The sequence below is a fragment of the Pedobacter roseus genome (assembly GCF_014395225.1).
Taxonomy (GTDB): Bacteria; Bacteroidota; Bacteroidia; order Sphingobacteriales; family Sphingobacteriaceae; genus Pedobacter; species Pedobacter roseus.
Window position 1 is genome coordinate 4,164,671 of sequence record NZ_CP060723.1, and the last position, 17,256, is coordinate 4,181,926.

The following is a 17,256-nucleotide window of genomic DNA, read 5'->3' on the forward strand; positions in this document are numbered from 1 at the left end:
ATTAATTTAGATGCCATTTATAATTGAGAATTTATTTAAAAAAGGGCTATTTTGATGACATTTATCTTATTCTACAAAGAATCTTGTGCCATTTTTATATTTATCAGAATATTCTTGAAATTGTAAGCCAATCTACCAAACAATACTTTTAAAATCTGTTTGAAGTGGTGAAAAAAGAGCTTCCCATCTGAATATTTAGCATGCATTTAGTACTGATAGGATTTGCATTGTAATTAAAATCAATTAGAAGTTTCGTGGGCTGAGCATGCGAATCTCTTTTTTATCAAAGAAATAGCCTACAGAGATTTCATGTGTGCCACCGCTATTGGTTTTTAGCGAACCTACCGAAAAGCCATAGGCGTATCCGATCCTGAAATTCTGGTCGGCAAAAACCTGTACTGCTGCTGCAGCAGAGTTTCTGGATGTTAAGTCTTTCAGCAGGTACGACTTATTGTAGAGTTTTACCCCTGTACGATATGATCCACCGACCCAGAGTCTTTCACCTAATACCAGGAAGGTACTTAAATCCAGACTGGTTGGACCTCCCCTATCGTCCTTCAACAGGAAAGAAGGTTTTACCTGGATATTGTCAGAAAGTGGCAGCATCAACCCCGCACTCAGGTAATAATGTGGCTTGGGCTGTGGCACAAAGGCAAAGCGGTCAACATCCAGGTATTGGGCAATCAGGTTGTCAACAGAAAAACCAGCAAAGAAGCGGTTGTCCGAATAATATACACCCGCCCTTGCATCGGGTACAATAGTATGCTGCATACCGCTGGGCTGATCCGGCTCAGGAATGTTAGGGTTTAGTAATGCACCATCTATCCCAAGCTGTACCACGCCTATACCCACCCCTAATGCGAGGCGGGAGCTGCCATCACCTTTAATTCTGATCCGGTAGGCATAGTTCGCATAAGCAGCCGTATTGCGTTGAGCACCAATCCTGTCGCTCGATACCTGAAGTGCAAGACCTACATTACCATTATTGGCGATGGCATCTACCACCAGGGAAAGTGTTTGCGGAGCACCTTTTATTCCGGTCCACTGGTTATGGTAAAAAGCGTTAACATTAAGTTGCTCGCGGTACCCAGCATAAGCGGGATTGACATAAATCCCGTTGAAAACATACTGACTAAGCTGTGCATCCTGTTGTGCCACAACCCCTTTGGGAAACAGCAGTGATATCATTGTTGTTATGATCAACAATATTAACTTTTTCATCTTTTTGATATTTAAGGCGTGCCAACAATAACCGGCCGCACGATATAACTTCATTTATTTTTTGAATGTTCTAACCAGTGTGATGTAGCCCTTGAAAACCTCAACATACTCACTATCAGCTTTTTTGACACGCAGGAGATAATAGTAGGTGTTCTCGCTCAATCCCTCACCAGTCCAGTTATTTTGATATCCAAAGGCATGGAATACTTCGTTACCGGATCTGTTTACTATCTGCAATTCATTGGCCTGATATTGGTTCAGGCCTATGATCTCGAAAGTATCGTTAATACCATCACCGTTCGGTGTGAACAGATTGGGGACCTTGATCTTCATGAAATCTATGGTCAGGGAAACAGATGCCGCATTGGTATAATAACCTTGGATATCTTTTACGCGATAGGTAAAGGTATCCTCTCCAACATAGCCGGGATCTGGCTTGTAGGTTACGGTACCGTCTGCATTTGCTTGTACCGAACCATGTTTAGGCTGACTTACCATTTCAACGGATAGTTTATCGAATGTGGAATTACCTGGATCATCATTGGCAAGCACACTAATCACAACTGGCGCATTAGCCACCGTTTCTCCTCTATCACCAATAGCAATTGGCGATTTAGTGAAAGTGGTAACCGTTGCCGTATTGTTTGTTTCTGCTGTTCCTGAAACGTCTGTTACCGTTGTACCACTAAGCGTTTTGGCATTTACGGTTGCGGTATTGGTTACCGTACCTAAATCCTTATCTGCCTGAGTTAAGGTGTACACTTCAACATCAGATGTAGTTGTGCCGGGGGCAAGTCCTCCAGCTACCGTGATTACTTTGTTGCTTAGACCAATTTTAGCATCGGTTAAAGTAATGGCATCAAGGATAACATTGCCCGTATTTTTAATGGTGAAAGTATAGCTCACCTTGTTTCCATTTAGAACCGAAGTTTTAACTAATGTAATAGCGGGTGCAGGGATCAATGTTACCGTTACCGGAATCGTTACCGTGGCTATACCATTTTTACCATCATTTACTGTTACTGTAAAAATATCGCTGCCAGTATAACCAATAGTTGGCGTGTAAATATAATTACCATCAGTGTTCAATTTTACTGTACCATGTGCTGGTGCCGTGGTTAAGGTGTAAGTTAACACGTCGCCATCTGGATCGCTGGCTGTGATATTTCCGTTAGCAGGCGTATTTTGCGAAGTGGTAATTGCTGGTGCAGTTGCCACCGGAGCATCATTAACAGCACTTATCGTTATATTTACTGTAATGGTGGTAATTCCGCCTTTGCCATCATTTACTGTTACCGTAAAACTGTCTGAGCCATTATAATTTAGGTTTGGCGTATAAGTATATGTTCCATCTGAGTTTACAACCACTTTACCATGCGCAGGGTCTGTGCTCTTCGTAAAGATTAACGGATCGCCATCTGCATCACTTGCTGTTATCTTACCACGTGCAGGACTATCCTCCGGACTGGTGTTGTTCTCTGGATTCACAACAGGTGCATCATTTACAGCAATCACAATAATGTTTACCATACCGGTGACGGTGCCACCCTTGCCATCACTCACCGTGACCGTAAAGCTGTCGGGTCCGTTATAGTCGGGATTTGGTGTATAGGTAAAGTTGCCGTCCGGGTTTACAATAGCCGTTCCGTGGGCCGGATCTGTGGCCTTGGAAAAGGTCAATGGATCACCATCAGGATCACTTGCTGTTATCTTTCCACTGGCAGGGCTATCTTCCGGGCTGGTTTTATTTTCAGGGGTTACCACAGGCGCATCGTTCACAGCGCTTACCATAATACTCACCGTAGTGGTGATCGTGCCGCCTTTACCATCACTTACCATTACTGTAAAGCTGTCGGCTCCATTATAGTCGGGATAGGGTATATAAATATAAGTACCGTCCAGGTTTACAATAGCTGTTCCATGAGCAGGTTCAGTGACCTTAGAAAAGGTTAACGGATCACCATCAGCATCACTTGCTGTTATCTTTCCACTGGCTGGGCTATCCTCCTGACTGGTTTTATTTTCCGGGGTTACCATAGGCACATCGTTCACAGCGCTTACCATGATGTTCACCGTAGTGGTGATCGTGCCGCCTTTACCATCACTTACCATTACTGTAAAGCTGTCGGCTCCATTATAGTCGGGATAGGGTATATAAATATAAGTACCGTCCAGGTTTATAATAACTGTTCCATGAGCCGGTTCAGTGACCTTAGAAAAGGTCAATGGATCACCATCAGGATCACTTGCAGTTATCTTTCCACTGGCAGGGCTATCCTCCTGACCAGTTTTATTTTCCGGGTTCACCACAGGCGCATCGTTCACGGCGCTTACCGAAATGTTTACGGTAGCGGTGACTGTGCCGCCTTTACCATCACTTACCATTACCGTAAAGCTATCGGGTCCGTTATAGTCAGGATTTGGCGTATAAGTATAGTTGCCATCCAGGTTTACAATAACCGTTCCATGGGCCGGATCTGAGACCTTAGAAAAGGTCAATGGATCACCATCAGGATCACTTGCCGTTATCTTTCCACTGGCAGGGCTATCCTCCTGACCAGTTTTATTTTCCGGGTTCACCACTGGCACGTCGTTTACGGCGCTTATCATAATATTTATTGTAGCGGTGACTGTGCCGCCTTTACCATCACATACCATTACCGTAAAGCTGTCGGGTCCGTTATAGTCAGGATTTGGCGTATAGGTATAAGTGCCATCCAGGTTTACAATAGCCGCTCCATGGGCTGGATCTGAGGCCTTGGAAAAGGTCAATGGATCACCATCAGGATCACTTGCTGTTATCTTTCCACTGGCAGGGCTATCCTCAGTGCCTGTTTTGTTTTCTACGCTAACTACAGGAGCGTGGTTTCCGGGAGTTACTGTTCCGTTTACGTTCGTGCTTGCAGTACCGGTAACCGTGGCTGAACCTGAACCTGCAGGTGTTGCAAAGGCAGTGTTTGTCAATGTACCGGTAAAGGTTGGAGAAATTGTTCCGATTATTGTAACCCTGATCTTATTTGTAGCTCCGGCAGGAATATTGGCAAGGAGCATAATATTATTAGTAGTTCCTGTACTTCCTGTAGTAATAATAGCTGTACCGTTTACCGAAGAACTCCAACTCACATTTGTTAGCTGGGCTGGCACCACGTCAGTAATTTTTATGCCTAAAGCATCACTCGGCCCCGTATTGCCCACTTCAACAAGATAATTGATTGTTTCTCCTGCATTTGCATTAGCGGGAGCTGTTTTAATGATATTTAATCCTACTGTTGATGATATATTGGAGGTAACCGTTGATGTACCAGCAGTTCCACCTGGTTCTACCGGCACCGCGGTAGCAGTATTGCTAACATTACCTGTAGCATCGGCCTTTAAAATTCCGGTTACCGTAACCACCACTGCATTTCCTGTTCCTGATGGTATATTGGCTTGTATACTCAAGGCATTGCCCGTTCCGGTACCGCCACTCACTATAGTAGCTGTACCCTCAACAGCTGAAGTCCAGCTTACATTATTAAAGCTGTTGGGAACATTATCGGCAATGGTTGCAGCAAGTGCATTACCCAGACCAGTATTCGTTACGCGAATAGTGTAGCTAGCTGTATTTCCCGCAGTCAATGTGGCCGGACCAGTTTTAGCGACAGCAAGAACTGGCGAAAGTACCACTTCAGTGGGGTAAACCTGCTTTTTGCTGCCATCATAAGAAACGGCAAACACGGCAGTAGCGCCGGCGGGGTACAGCACTTTGGTAGTGGCGTTGGTGCCATCTCCGGTTCCAGGGATGGCCATCTCTATTAGATTAGTTCCGCTATAGGTTTCAAAAGCTACAACATTTAGCCATTTCGAATTATCTATGTTCAATTTTGTTCCGGCCAGCGTTACCCCAACCATGTTTGTACCTACAACTGTTAACCTATCCTTAAAAGCATTCACACTTCTGGCCGAAATGTAACGTAGTACAGGCGATACTGGTTTAGGGTAATTTTTGGCCTTTACTTCAGTTATGGTTGCATCAATTTGTGATTGGGTAATGGTAAGCCGGCGAGTTCCGTAGTCCTTAACGTCGCGGTCTATTGGTCGGATGAAGCCAATTTCCTTGAAAAAATCAGTTAAATCTTCCTGGAAAGCATCACATGCATATTTCACAAAATTTAACATGTGCTGACCATCGGTTACACCAGCTTCGCTGGTTTGTCTTACCCTCTGGTAAATATCTGCCAGGCCGTAGGCTACATCTGGTCCGGTAGTTGGGGCAGAGATGCCATTTAACCGATCTTTAAGTGTCGGTAATTTTTTTGAGGCACCTGCGAACATGTAATATAGTTCCAATTGCCAAAAAGGAGGTAACAATTCGCCTGCCTCGTAATAATTATTATTGGTTAAAAAGTTGGCGAAATACTTGCTATATCTTCCAGCAACAAGATTTTTATTGTCTTTATAATCTGTTTCTTCGCCTTCATATCTGGTAGCACCTGGAAATTCCTTCCCTATAACATACTGGTTATAAAGCGAATGGATATTATTGGTTGTTTCTCCCATACCGATCCATTCCATACCCCTGGGTGTTTGAAGCACATGTCCAATTTCGTGGGCGGTACCCCAGGCTGACAATTTATTCGGATGGGTGTAAGATTCGCCTATTCCATTATAAATTCCAAATAGGGCACCGGGAGACCCTCCCAGTAAAACACCTGTTGGTACGGTCCTGGCAAAAATGTGGTTTTTTGGTGCGATATTATATTTAAAAAAACCCTGCAAGGTATATTCTTGTTCTACAATTTTATCATAGGCATTGATTAGCGATTTGCCTTCCTGCGGGTTGTTAACAAATAAAGCCCTCTTATTAAAATTTAGCCCAATGTATTTTCCTTTTATATCAAGGTACTTGTATATATTATTGTTTAGATAGTCAACCCATTCTGCATCTGTATCAGTAGTTGGATCAAAATAGCCATTCACTTCACCTGTGGCAATATGGATTTTAACATCAGCTTGTGGCACATTACTGTAGTAACTGATATAGCCAAGGCCATCATGCAAAATGTCAATCACATTTAAACCGGCCTTAAGCGGATAGGAATCAGGACTGGGCGTAGGATCCTTGTAATCTGTAGCAAAGTCGCAGACTTTAAGCACCGGAGGTGCAGCATTTGAACCTACAAAAATGACCGCCTTGGTATTTGCCTTAAATGAGATACCTGTTGGATTTTCGAAATTACTGAATCCATAAACCCTTAACGCGCTGGCTACAGTACTCGGTGCGATGTAAGCTTTATAGTTTTGCACCCTAAATTTGTTCTGATAGGTTCTGTTATACAGGCACTGTGCCAGGGCTTTAAAAAACGGCGAAGTAATGGCGCTGATCTGTGCCTGTGATACCCCGGGTTTCAGGCTTGAGTACAGATCATCAGCAAATATATCCGTTAAAACACCAATGCTGTTTGATTTAAAAAACTGCATTTCGGCGCAGCTTGCATAGTTGCCCACTCCAGAAAATACGCGTAACACAATTTGGGTAACATTTACCAGGCGTTGCGGAAAGCCGAAACTACTTGGGGAAGATGAAAGGCCGGCATCAAAATTCATCAATTTGGTAAGGGTAGCATTGGTGGTGGTTGCATACCAGATTTCTCCGCGTCCAAAATTACCGTTGGTAGTTCCTGTTCGGGGTATATATTTAATCAGATCGATATTGTTGTTCCCTGTAAAATTATAAGTGAGTACCGCTGGGTTTGAATCGCTCACTACAAAAGCAGGAGTGCTATATTTAGATTGATAAAAAGTAGTTAAATTTCCATCTATCGATTTAGCCAGATTCATGCTATTATCGTGGAATGTATTGGCAACAGCACTGGCCACAGCAACCTGCACATCACTCAGCGGGGAAAAGTCTTCTGCCGTGGGGTTTTGGCAATCAGCAACTGGTTGGTTAGCCTGAACCTCTGCAGAGTAAAAATTGATCTCTGCACAGGTAGACTCGTTCAAAACCGCGCTGGTTACCACTACTCTCACAATGAAAGGCTTTACCATAGCAGCAGCCAGATTGAGCGTCTTTACGGCAGTATTATTCGCCATTGTAAAACTGCCATCTGCAACATAAACTGCAGGATCAGCCTGTGTATTGTGATAAACGGATATTTTTTGCCAACGTCCGTATGATAAGCCATCATTTCTGGGTGTATAAGTGATCTCATTGATACTTGATGCGCCGGAAAAATAAAAAGACAGGGTATCGGGCATTGCGTTTGCATATTCTTCACTCTCATACAATGTTTTTGTATCCCCATCAATGCACCTCATTACGTCGGCAGCAACCGGGCGCACAGTGGTTACCCCGACCGGTAAAACAGGATTTTGTGCAAACACATTGGCGCATATAAATGCAAGCAGGAGCATTAAGTAAATTTTTTTCATATCAATAGTTGTGTATTGTCTTCAAGTATGGCTTAATAGAATTTTTCAAGATTTACCCTATTTAAACTCATGTTAATTTAAATGCACCTGACCCTGAATAGTCTATGGAAGATCATATTCCAGGTAAGTTTTAAGTTTGTTTGTTGGCCCAAGGTTAGAGAATTCCTGTTTTTTTTAAAATAGAAAATAGTTAAACGACACTTTTCACTCCATGAGTAAATGTAAAAGCCAGATCAATGCAAGGAGGGTGTATCGGATAAATCAGGAAAGTGAGCAATTGAAAATCATACACTTTTTTGTCTCTAATCAAAAAACGGAGACGGCATAAAAAAATACGATCACAAAATGAATGATTAAAGAAGATATATTGATTAGGTGAAACCAAAATTGTAGGCGCTGAACCAGATCGTATATCCGGATCAGTGCTACTGCAATATTCCATATTAGACAATAGATTTACTTAACACATAAATATTATGCTTATAAGTTAGAAAATCAGAGCTCAGCGCAACAAAAGTGAGTTTAATGGCGTATTTTTTTGGCAGATTAATAGAGTGCTAATTAATTATCCTAATGCTTTCAGCAAAACGCCTGCCTCATTTTTTATTGAATTGGATTTTTTTTCTGTCAGGTAAAACCTGGTTTCTAAAAGTTCAGTTAAACTTTACTTACTGTATTTATTGATTAGCTTAACAGCAGTCTCAACAGGATCTGTAAAAGGCTTTATTTTGCTTATCTGCGGATTTATAACCCATTGTTCCTCCCAGGCATTTTTATCAAACGGTTTGCCTGTCTTCTTTTCCTCCAACAGCAACCGCATACGTTCATGATAAAAATCGCGTATCAGGCCACTCCAGAGCCTGCAGGAATAATCATTAACAGGAGGCCCCATACTGTCACTATTCTGCGGGCACTTTGCTCATAGTACCGTTTTAAATCCTTATCTTTTGTTAGTGCTGAAGCAAATCCTACCCACCTTTCCAACCTGTTTAACGGGTGGGACTCCATCAGTCGGTCTAATGCTGTTAATATTTCTAGTCCTTTTGCCCCGTATTTTTCCCCGGTTATTGCATCACCTTTTTGAAAGGCCTGACCTGCTTCCTGAAAACAGTTCGCCGCTTTTAATCCAAGTACAAGGCCTGAACGCTCAATTGCATCGGCCTGATAATTTTTGGATTTTCCTAACTGCCTGCGACAGCTAAGGAAAAGATCAACAGATTTCAAAAAATCACTGCTCTTATCGATGTTACTTGTGCCAAAGTTAGCCTGCTGCCAGTTGAAGCTTGGATGATCTATCAAATAACTATAGGCGCTCTTTTTTAGCAATTCCCAGGATTTTTTTAACGAATCTGGATATGCACCGTAGCGGTTCACTGAAAAATCTTTAAACCAGAAATTAAGTTCGATAGGGTCTTTTGACCATGCAACATCTGTCAAGAGCTCATAAACCACATTATTGTTCTCCAGTCCTTCTCCAGAAATAGAAAAACCGACCAGGTTATTTTTTTTTGAAGATGCCATCGTTTTGGATGCTCCGGTAGCGTACAGCTCCATAGGCCCTGTATAAGCAGTTTTCCCACCTGCATTGGGAAGAAAGCCATAAACCCATTGTTTGCCGTCAAATGCATTTAGCGGCTCCCATGTATTTGCATAATCATTTGCATAATCCAATATCAATATTTTGTTATCAGGAACCTTGCTGAACAATGCTTTTACGTTTTGTGGCGGCCATTGTTTACGTTGATAGCCGAACATCCAACCCTGGATTACCCATACAGCATCTTTATTAGCTTCCTGGATGGCGTCAAAAGTAAACTTGCCATAATCAGCCAGAAGTTGTGTTATGGGTTGATCAGATTTTGGGAGTTCAAGTTCATTAAAACTATCAACCAGGTAATATTTTGCAGAACCAAACTCTTTTTGCCATTCTTCCATATACATCATCGTAATTTTCTTAAATAACGGATCTTCCGGCATGAGCATCACAGGCCTTTTTGATGGGGCAAAACCAGCATTCCATAAGGTGTTGTGTAGTTTGAGGTTGGGGTAAATTCGCTTAATTGCCCCAGGCACAAAACCGGCAAAAGACTGTACTATTGGCTGCATACCTAGTTCTTTCATCCTCTTCAGTACTTGATGTTGCAGCACAATTTGGTCTTCATGCCACTGCTGTGGTAAGGTACCACCCACATCCTGGATATTCCCCATTCTTTGCCATGGCAGCAGTGCTGGTGCAACATAAAAGCTATCTATTTCTGCTTGTGTGAGCCCTAATTTTTTCCAAACCCTGGCTGCTATTGCTTCGGTGGCTATGGGTGCCATCAGCAATACCTTTGATCCGCCAATTCTTCCCAAAAACACTCCAATGACGATTAGTCAATAATAATTATATTTTTTAAAGTCCATCATATCGTTTCGGTTTCTCTAGGCAAAATGATCATTGAATCGAGTCCTGATTTCCAGAAACCTAAAACCGTTTAAAATTGAACCTCCAGAAGAAAAATGGATAAAAAGTGAAATTGAGCAGGATACCTACAAAAAACTACATCTCAAACACAAAAGCAATGAGACAACCTGGAAATTGTTAAAGGAAGGCTAAACACCAAACAAACGGAAGCTTACGAAATACTCAACAAACAATTAAATGTTCTCAAAAGCACAACCCATAAATAATTAATCAACTTATAATGAGATACTTACAGATTAAACTGAAGACAAAAAAGGGAAGATTGTTAAATCCTCCCTTCAAGTGCACTTGTAGGGATTCGAACCCCAAACCTTCTCATCCGTAGTGAGATGCTCTATCCAATTGAGCTACAAATGCGTTTCCGTATCGTTAACGGACTGCAAAGGTATAATTTGATATTTTAATTTCCAATTAAATTTTAAAAAAAATCTCAAAATAAGCTTTACAGCTTAAGCTTTATGCGCTTAATGCCTCATTAATTGCTTTGAAATCAGGCAAATCCTTCGCATTTTCCAAAACTTCAGCATAAGCAATTTTTCCTTCTTCATCGATCACAAATGCCGCTCTTTTCGAAACTCCTTTTAATCCGAAGAAAAATTCATCATAAAATGCACCGAAAGCTGCTGATACTTCTTTGTTAAAATCAGACAGTAGCGGAAACTGATAATTTTGCTCCTCTTTAAACTTAGCTAAAGAGAATGGAGAATCAACTGAAATACCGATTACCTGCGCATCGATACCTTCATAATAGCTGAAATTATCTCTCATGGTACACAACTGTTCTGTACATGTTCCGGTAAAAGCCATTGGAAAAAAATGCACAATTACTTTTTTGCCCTTAAAAGCAGAAAGAGAAACTTCCGTTAAATCGGAACTGTACAATTTAAAATCAGGGGCGTTATCGCCAATTTGTAATGCCATTTTATTTTTTAGTTAATGTATATTGTTATATGGTTTAATTGTTTGATTGTTTTAAGGCTCACGACTTAAGACTATCCTTTCATCTGTTGATCTAGAATCTTCAAGCCTTCTTCGAAAGAATGCGGATTGTAGCCTAAATCTTTAATCGCCTTATCCAACACAAAACCCGTTTTTACAGGCCGCTTGGCTGTTTGGTTTAAACTTGCAGAGCTAATCTCATTCAGGCAACTCTTATCAAGTCCCCAATAATCGGCAACTTTTCGCACTAAATCTGCAATGCTCATGTAATCTTTGCCTGAAATATGGTAGATTCCATTTACATTTTTTTCAACAGCCAGTATGCAGGCCTCGGCCAGATCTTCGGCTAAAGTAGGCATGCGCCATTGGTCGTTAACCACATTTATAGGCGAGGCCTTTTCTAATGCCCCCTTAGCCCACAGCACAATATTACTCCGGCTCATATCGCTTGTGATGCCATAAACCAATATTGTTCTTAAAACAGCCCAGTTAGCTTTTGAATCTTTAATCAGTTCTTCTGCCAGCACTTTCGATTCGCCATAATAACTAACCGGGTTAACAGGATCATTTTCCTGATAAGGCCCATCGGCACCATCAAAAACAAAATCGGTACTTAAATGAATCAGCTGGATGTTTTTTTCTTCACATATAGATATCAAAGTCTGGACAGCATCAACATTAAGCTGATGGCATAACGCCTTGTTCGCCTCACAGGTATCAACATTTGTCATTGCAGCCGTGTGGATAACGGCATTTGGCTCGTACTTTTCAATAACATATTTAACCTGCTCTGGATCTAAAATATCCATTTCGGCATATTCGTAACCTTCTTTAACAGGATAACGGTTTAGTCCTTTAGAAGTAGCAACCAATTTCACCCTTCCTTCAGCCAAAACTTTTTCTGTTAATTTCTGCCCTAAAAGGCCATTACTGCCTGTTGTTAAAATGGTTTTCATAAGCCCTTATTAAGCCTCTAAATTATCTATAAAAACCATGTTAAAAAATTTTATAATATATATTTAAAATTCAGTAAGAATAACTTAACTTTGCCAACCGAATTGGAGCCCCTATAAACAGCTTTAATTCATTGACTGTAATAAATTTACTCACAACAGATATGCCTAACTTAGGAAAAATAGCACAAATTATCGGCCCAGTGGTTGACGTTAGCTTTGCTGATGATGCCCATCTACCTAAAATTTTTGATGCGTTAGAGATAACGAAAGAAAATGGACAAAAAATTGTTTTAGAAGTTCAACAGCACTTAGGTGAAGACCGTGTACGTGCAATTTCAATGGACTCTACAGACGGTTTAGTTCGTGGTATGAAAGTAGTTGATACTGGCGCTGCGATTAAAATGCCAGTTGGCGACCAGATTAAAGGTCGTTTATTTAATGTAGTTGGTGAAGCGATTGACGGTATTAATGCAGTTGATAAAACTGATGGTCGTCCTATTCATGCTACTCCTCCTAAGTTTGAAGATTTATCTACCGAAACTGAAGTACTTTTTACAGGTATTAAAGTAATCGATTTATTAGAGCCTTATGCTAAAGGTGGTAAAATTGGTTTGTTTGGTGGTGCTGGTGTAGGTAAAACAGTATTGATTATGGAGTTAGTAAACAACATCGCTAAAGCTTATGCTGGTTTATCAGTATTCGCAGGTGTTGGTGAGCGTACTCGTGAGGGTAACGATTTACTTCGTGAGTTTATCGAATCAGGTGTAATCAACTATGGCGACGAATTCTTACACTCAATGGAAAAAGGTGGATGGGATTTGAAAGCGGTTGATACCGAAAAATTAAAAGAATCTAAAGCAACATTGGTTTTCGGACAAATGAACGAGCCTCCTGGTGCACGTGCACGTGTGGCATTATCAGGATTAACAGTTGCAGAATATTTCCGTGATGGTGATGGCGAAGGCGCTGGAAAAGATATCCTTTTCTTCGTTGATAACATCTTCCGTTTTACTCAGGCAGGTTCTGAGGTATCGGCTCTATTAGGTCGTATGCCATCAGCAGTAGGTTACCAACCAACATTGGCAACTGAGATGGGTTTAATGCAAGAGCGTATTACTTCAACAAAACGTGGATCAATTACATCAGTACAAGCGGTATATGTACCTGCGGATGATTTAACTGACCCGGCTCCGGCAACAACTTTCGCCCACTTAGATGCTACTACAGTACTTTCACGTAAAATTGCCGAGTTAGGTATTTATCCTGCGGTAGATCCATTGGATTCTACTTCACGTATCCTTTCTCCTGCTGTTTTAGGTGATGAACACTATAACACTGCACAACGTGTTAAAGAAACTTTACAACGTTATAAAGAATTACAGGATATCATCGCGATCTTAGGTATGGACGAATTATCTGAAGAAGATAAATTAGTAGTATCAAGAGCTCGTCGTGTTCAACGTTTCTTATCTCAACCTTTCCACGTAGCTGAGCAGTTTACAGGCTTAAAAGGTGTATTGGTTGACATTAAAGATACCATCAAAGGATTTAACATGATCATGGATGGTGAAGTTGATGAGTACCCTGAAGCTGCATTTAACCTAGTTGGTAGCATTGAAGATGCGATCGAAAAAGGTAAAAAATTATTAGCAGAAGCGAACTAAGAGAGACGTGAGACACTAGATATGAGATATGAGAGAGACTTGGTCTCAAATCTCATGTCTCAAATCTCAAATCTAAAAAGAATGAATTTAGAAATATTAACTCCAGATAAAAAAGTTTTCGAAGGTGAAGTAACAGCAGTTACGGTTCCTGGTACTTTAGGCTCTTTCCAGATTTTAAAAGACCATGCCGCTATCATCTCTACTTTAGAAGATGGAGAAGTTATTATAAAAGCAAATAAAGCTGATGAACAGCGCTTTTTTATTAAAGGCGGTGTGGTTGAGGCCATCCACAACAAAATTGTGGTTTTAGCTGAAGGTATCGCTTAAGCAAATAATTAACTCATTTAGAAAGCCTTCTGATTTTAAATCGGGAGGCTTTTTTTTTAATAAAATTTCAAGAAAAATACTTATCTTTGACGTTAGTAACGCAACTCAATACTATGATACTATCATTCGGATCTAAAGACACAGAAAAAATATGGAATGGTATCAGGGTTTCTAAAATGCCGTTAGAAATCCAGACTATTGGGCGAAGAAAATTGAGGATGATTAGCAGTTCACAAAACATTCAGGACTTAACAATACCTCCATCCAATAAATTGGAAAAGAAGAAAGGCAATCTTAAAGATTATTACAGTATCCGTATTAACGACCAATGGAGAATAATTTTTAAGTGGGAAAATGGAAATGCAAGTGAAGTTGAAATTATAGATTATCATTAAAAAAAATGGAAAAGCTACCAAATATACACCCCGGGGAAATTCTAAATGAAGAGTTTTTAGTCCCTTTAAATATTACGGCCTATCGTTTGGCAAAGGAAACAAATATCCCTCAAACCCGCATTTCGGAGATAATTAAGGGAAAAAGAAGAATTACTGCAGATACAGCATTGCGCTTTAGTATATTTTTTGGCAATTCTGCTAAATTTTGGCTCGGTTTACAAGACGATTACGATATTGAAAATGAACTAAATGCAAAATCAAAAGAGTTTGAAAATATTAAGTTATTTGCAATTGCCTCGTAATTCTATTTTAACTACTTAACAAACCCGCAAACCGCAGCGATAAATGCTTTATTGTTTTCATAATAGAGCATGTGCGAACCTTCTAACTGTACCACTTTCTGATTGTTAAACTTATAATTTTTATAATAATCCGGTCCTACAGCATGATCCTCCTTCCCTGTTATAATTAAAGCCGGAATTTTAATTTTATCGGTTAACAAGGCGTAATCCTTAAAATATTCAGGGTATTGCTGCACTTTTGTACTATCTACCAACGGCATAAAAAGCATCATTCCGAAATCTGATGTACGTTTATAAGAATTTTCGATGCTGTCCATTTTGATAATCGTATTTACATTATTGGCAATGTATTTATACCCAAGATGAGCTGCACTTAACTTTTTTCGGACTAAAGCCGCGCTACTCATTAATTTTTTAAAATTCGTTTCATTTATGGTGGTATCCCTTTTTAATAGCCCGTACCCATACTCAATTTGTTCCTGCATCTGATTTGTATTCATAAAATAGGCAATTGTATTGGCCATGATGATACCAGTTAAGTGTTCAGGATATTTTAACGCATAATTAATCGCCAGAACCCCACCAAATGAATGGCTGAGTAAATACACTTTTTCTACACCCAATTTTAACCGCAACTCTTCAATATCCTGCACAACCCGATCTAAACTATAATTACCCGCATTTTGCGAATGCCCTGATCCTCTTTGATCGAGGTAAACCATAGTTAGGCATTTCTCCAGATTTGCACCACCCATCTTTTCAAAGGAAAGGAAATCCTGACCAGGCCCGCCATGCAGATAGATACAAACAGGCCCCTTACCAGCTACTTTAACCGATAATTTTATACTATCTGAAGTCAAAACTGTATGGTTGCCAGCATTAAGCTTAAGCGTTGAATCTGGTGAAGAACAACCAGCACAGAATAAGATCAACAGCATCACAAATAAATAATTTTTTATCATAGGTCGGTTTTATAGAATCAAATTACATAACTATTTCCAATAAGCAACAAAACTGATCTAGGTATGTATTAATTTCTTACTTAAAATCAATAATAATTTCTTCAATTTTACCAACCAAATTTTCAATTTTCAACGCACTTTCACCCATTTTAGGCAGAAAAACAGAAAATTTATAATGCAAGCATAACAAACATACCATATACCGTTTTGATATTTAGTCTACAGCTGTCGGCATTAAATAACTAATCAAACTCTTATTAAGAATAATATTCTGTTTAACAAACAAACAAAAGAATAATGTTCCGATTTAACTTTTTTCTGATTTCTCTTGCATATTAATGAACCAAAAACTAAATTGGTTTTTATAAACAATAAGATAATAATGACGATTCAGAACAACATATTTATTACACATCCTGCTGCAAAAGTTGCGGGCAATGTAATGTTGTTTCCTGTCATTTTACTTAACCTCCTACTCTTAAATATTTTATGGGATAAGAAAATGGGCAGCTTTTAAATAGATTTTAAAAAACTAATTATACCTAAAGCGTCCCGATACAAACGGGACGCTTTTTTTAAATAACAAAACACAGTATTATGAAACCATTCATGATTAAAAAACCAAAGCAACAAACGGAATGCTTATTTAATCATGGGTAAGCTCCATCTGACTGATGAAAAAATAATAAAATAAACAGATGAAATACTATAATTCTAATACGATTATTTATCTTGACGGACAGTTTGAAAAGGCTGTGAATAGCAGTACTGATCTTTATGGACAGTCGCTACACTACGGTTATGCTGCTTTCGAGGGTATTAGAGCCTATAAAACGCATAATGGTAACCGCATTTTCAAAGCTGCAGCCCATTTCGACCGCCTGGAGCGTTCATGCCAGCTGGCAAACATTCCTTTTCCATGGGATAAGCAAGAATTAATTGCGGCAACCTATAAACTACTTCAGTTGAACAAACTGAAAGATGCTTATATCCGTCCCCTGGTATTTTGCCACCCCAACATGAAATTGAACGAACCTAGCGGCGTTTCCATATTAATCTGTGCCTGGGAATGGGATGCTTATTCGGGCAACAAATTGTTAAAATTAACCATTTCTGATTACGAAAGACCAAACCCAAAATCGACTCCAATGGAAGCGAAATTGAGCGGAAACTATGTTAATTCTATTTTGGCAACTACAGCAGCAAATATTAAAGGATACGATGAAGCTTTGCTTTTGGATATGCACGGTTTTGTTGCCGAGGCATCGGGAGCTAATATCTTTATTGAAAAAGATGGAAAACTTTATACGCCTTCAGCAGGAAATATTTTACCAGGCATTACGCGTGCAACCGTAAAAGAACTATGTAATGTATTAGACATAGAGTGTATTGAGAAAAAATTAACTGTAGAGGATTTAAAAAAGGCTGATAGTGCTTTCTTATGCGGAACAGCAACTGAAATTGCCGGCATTGCCTCAATTGACGAAATTGTTTTTCGCCCTTTATGGAGAGAATCGATCGGCTATACGATACAACGTGCCTATAAAAACCTGGTGCTTGAAAAAGTAAATTACGAGGTGATTATCTAGTCCGAAGTCGAGAAACGAAT

Annotated in this window: 12 protein-coding genes and 1 tRNA gene; 5 read left to right on the forward strand and 8 right to left on the reverse strand. The window is 39.9% G+C overall.

Going from position 1 to position 17,256, the window contains the following annotated elements; translation table 11 throughout:
* Nucleotides 1–243: 243 nt before the first annotated feature.
* The 7 genes from H9L23_RS17015 to H9L23_RS17045 form a co-directional block, all read right to left on the reverse strand.
* A complete protein-coding gene (locus tag H9L23_RS17015; protein ID WP_187591509.1) occupies nucleotides 244–1,221 on the reverse strand; it encodes a PorP/SprF family type IX secretion system membrane protein in 978 nt (325 codons plus the stop codon).
* 54 nt (nucleotides 1,222–1,275) lie between these two features.
* Complete coding sequence (locus H9L23_RS17020) at nucleotides 1,276–7,635, reverse strand: Ig-like domain-containing protein (protein WP_187591510.1); 6,360 nt, start codon at nucleotides 7,633–7,635, stop codon at nucleotides 1,276–1,278.
* Nucleotides 7,636–8,299: 664 nt separating this feature from the next.
* Nucleotides 8,300–8,527 (reverse strand): alpha-N-acetylglucosaminidase C-terminal domain-containing protein, encoded by a 228-nt coding sequence (locus H9L23_RS27105; RefSeq protein WP_187591511.1) that lies wholly within the window; start codon nucleotides 8,525–8,527, stop codon nucleotides 8,300–8,302.
* Entirely contained in the window at nucleotides 8,479–9,996 is a 1,518-nt protein-coding gene (locus tag H9L23_RS17030) for an alpha-N-acetylglucosaminidase TIM-barrel domain-containing protein (protein ID WP_187591512.1), read from the reverse strand. The genes H9L23_RS27105 and H9L23_RS17030 overlap by 49 nt, the downstream gene beginning before the upstream one ends.
* Nucleotides 9,997–10,385: 389 nt before the next feature.
* Nucleotides 10,386–10,459, reverse strand: a tRNA-Arg gene (locus tag H9L23_RS17035).
* A gap of 99 nt (nucleotides 10,460–10,558) precedes the next feature.
* On the reverse strand, nucleotides 10,559–11,023 hold the full coding sequence (locus H9L23_RS17040; protein WP_187591513.1) for a redoxin domain-containing protein: 465 nt from the start codon (nucleotides 11,021–11,023) through the stop codon (nucleotides 10,559–10,561).
* Between the two features lie 71 nt (nucleotides 11,024–11,094).
* Nucleotides 11,095–11,997 carry an SDR family oxidoreductase gene (locus H9L23_RS17045; RefSeq protein ID WP_187591514.1) on the reverse strand — a complete coding sequence of 301 codons (903 nt, stop codon included), beginning with the start codon at nucleotides 11,995–11,997 and terminating at the stop codon, nucleotides 11,095–11,097.
* A 161-nt stretch (nucleotides 11,998–12,158) separates the two neighbouring features.
* Between H9L23_RS17045 and atpD the strand changes: the two genes are divergently transcribed.
* From atpD to H9L23_RS17065, 4 genes are all read left to right on the forward strand, one after another.
* Nucleotides 12,159–13,661 carry a F0F1 ATP synthase subunit beta gene (gene atpD, locus H9L23_RS17050; protein WP_025145829.1) on the forward strand — a complete coding sequence of 501 codons (1,503 nt, stop codon included), beginning with the start codon at nucleotides 12,159–12,161 and terminating at the stop codon, nucleotides 13,659–13,661.
* Between the two features lie 81 nt (nucleotides 13,662–13,742).
* A complete protein-coding gene (gene atpC / locus H9L23_RS17055) occupies nucleotides 13,743–13,988 on the forward strand; it encodes an ATP synthase F1 subunit epsilon (RefSeq protein ID WP_025145830.1) in 246 nt (81 codons plus the stop codon).
* A 113-nt stretch (nucleotides 13,989–14,101) separates the two neighbouring features.
* Entirely contained in the window at nucleotides 14,102–14,383 is a 282-nt protein-coding gene (locus H9L23_RS17060) for a type II toxin-antitoxin system RelE/ParE family toxin (RefSeq protein ID WP_187591515.1), read from the forward strand.
* Between the two features lie 5 nt (nucleotides 14,384–14,388).
* Nucleotides 14,389–14,685 carry a HigA family addiction module antitoxin gene (locus tag H9L23_RS17065; RefSeq protein ID WP_187591516.1) on the forward strand — a complete coding sequence of 99 codons (297 nt, stop codon included), beginning with the start codon at nucleotides 14,389–14,391 and terminating at the stop codon, nucleotides 14,683–14,685.
* A gap of 11 nt (nucleotides 14,686–14,696) precedes the next feature.
* Here the strand turns inward: H9L23_RS17065 and H9L23_RS17070 are convergent, their stop codons facing one another.
* Nucleotides 14,697–15,647, reverse strand: a complete 951-nt coding sequence (locus H9L23_RS17070) for an alpha/beta hydrolase (protein WP_187591517.1) — start codon at nucleotides 15,645–15,647, stop codon at nucleotides 14,697–14,699.
* 698 nt (nucleotides 15,648–16,345) lie between these two features.
* On the opposite strand from H9L23_RS17070, the gene ilvE reads away from it, so the two are divergent.
* The gene (gene ilvE / locus H9L23_RS17075) at nucleotides 16,346–17,236 is read left to right on the forward strand and encodes a branched-chain-amino-acid transaminase (protein WP_187591518.1); all 891 of its coding nucleotides are present in this window, start codon (nucleotides 16,346–16,348) and stop codon (nucleotides 17,234–17,236) included.
* Nucleotides 17,237–17,256: the final 20 nt, after the last annotated feature.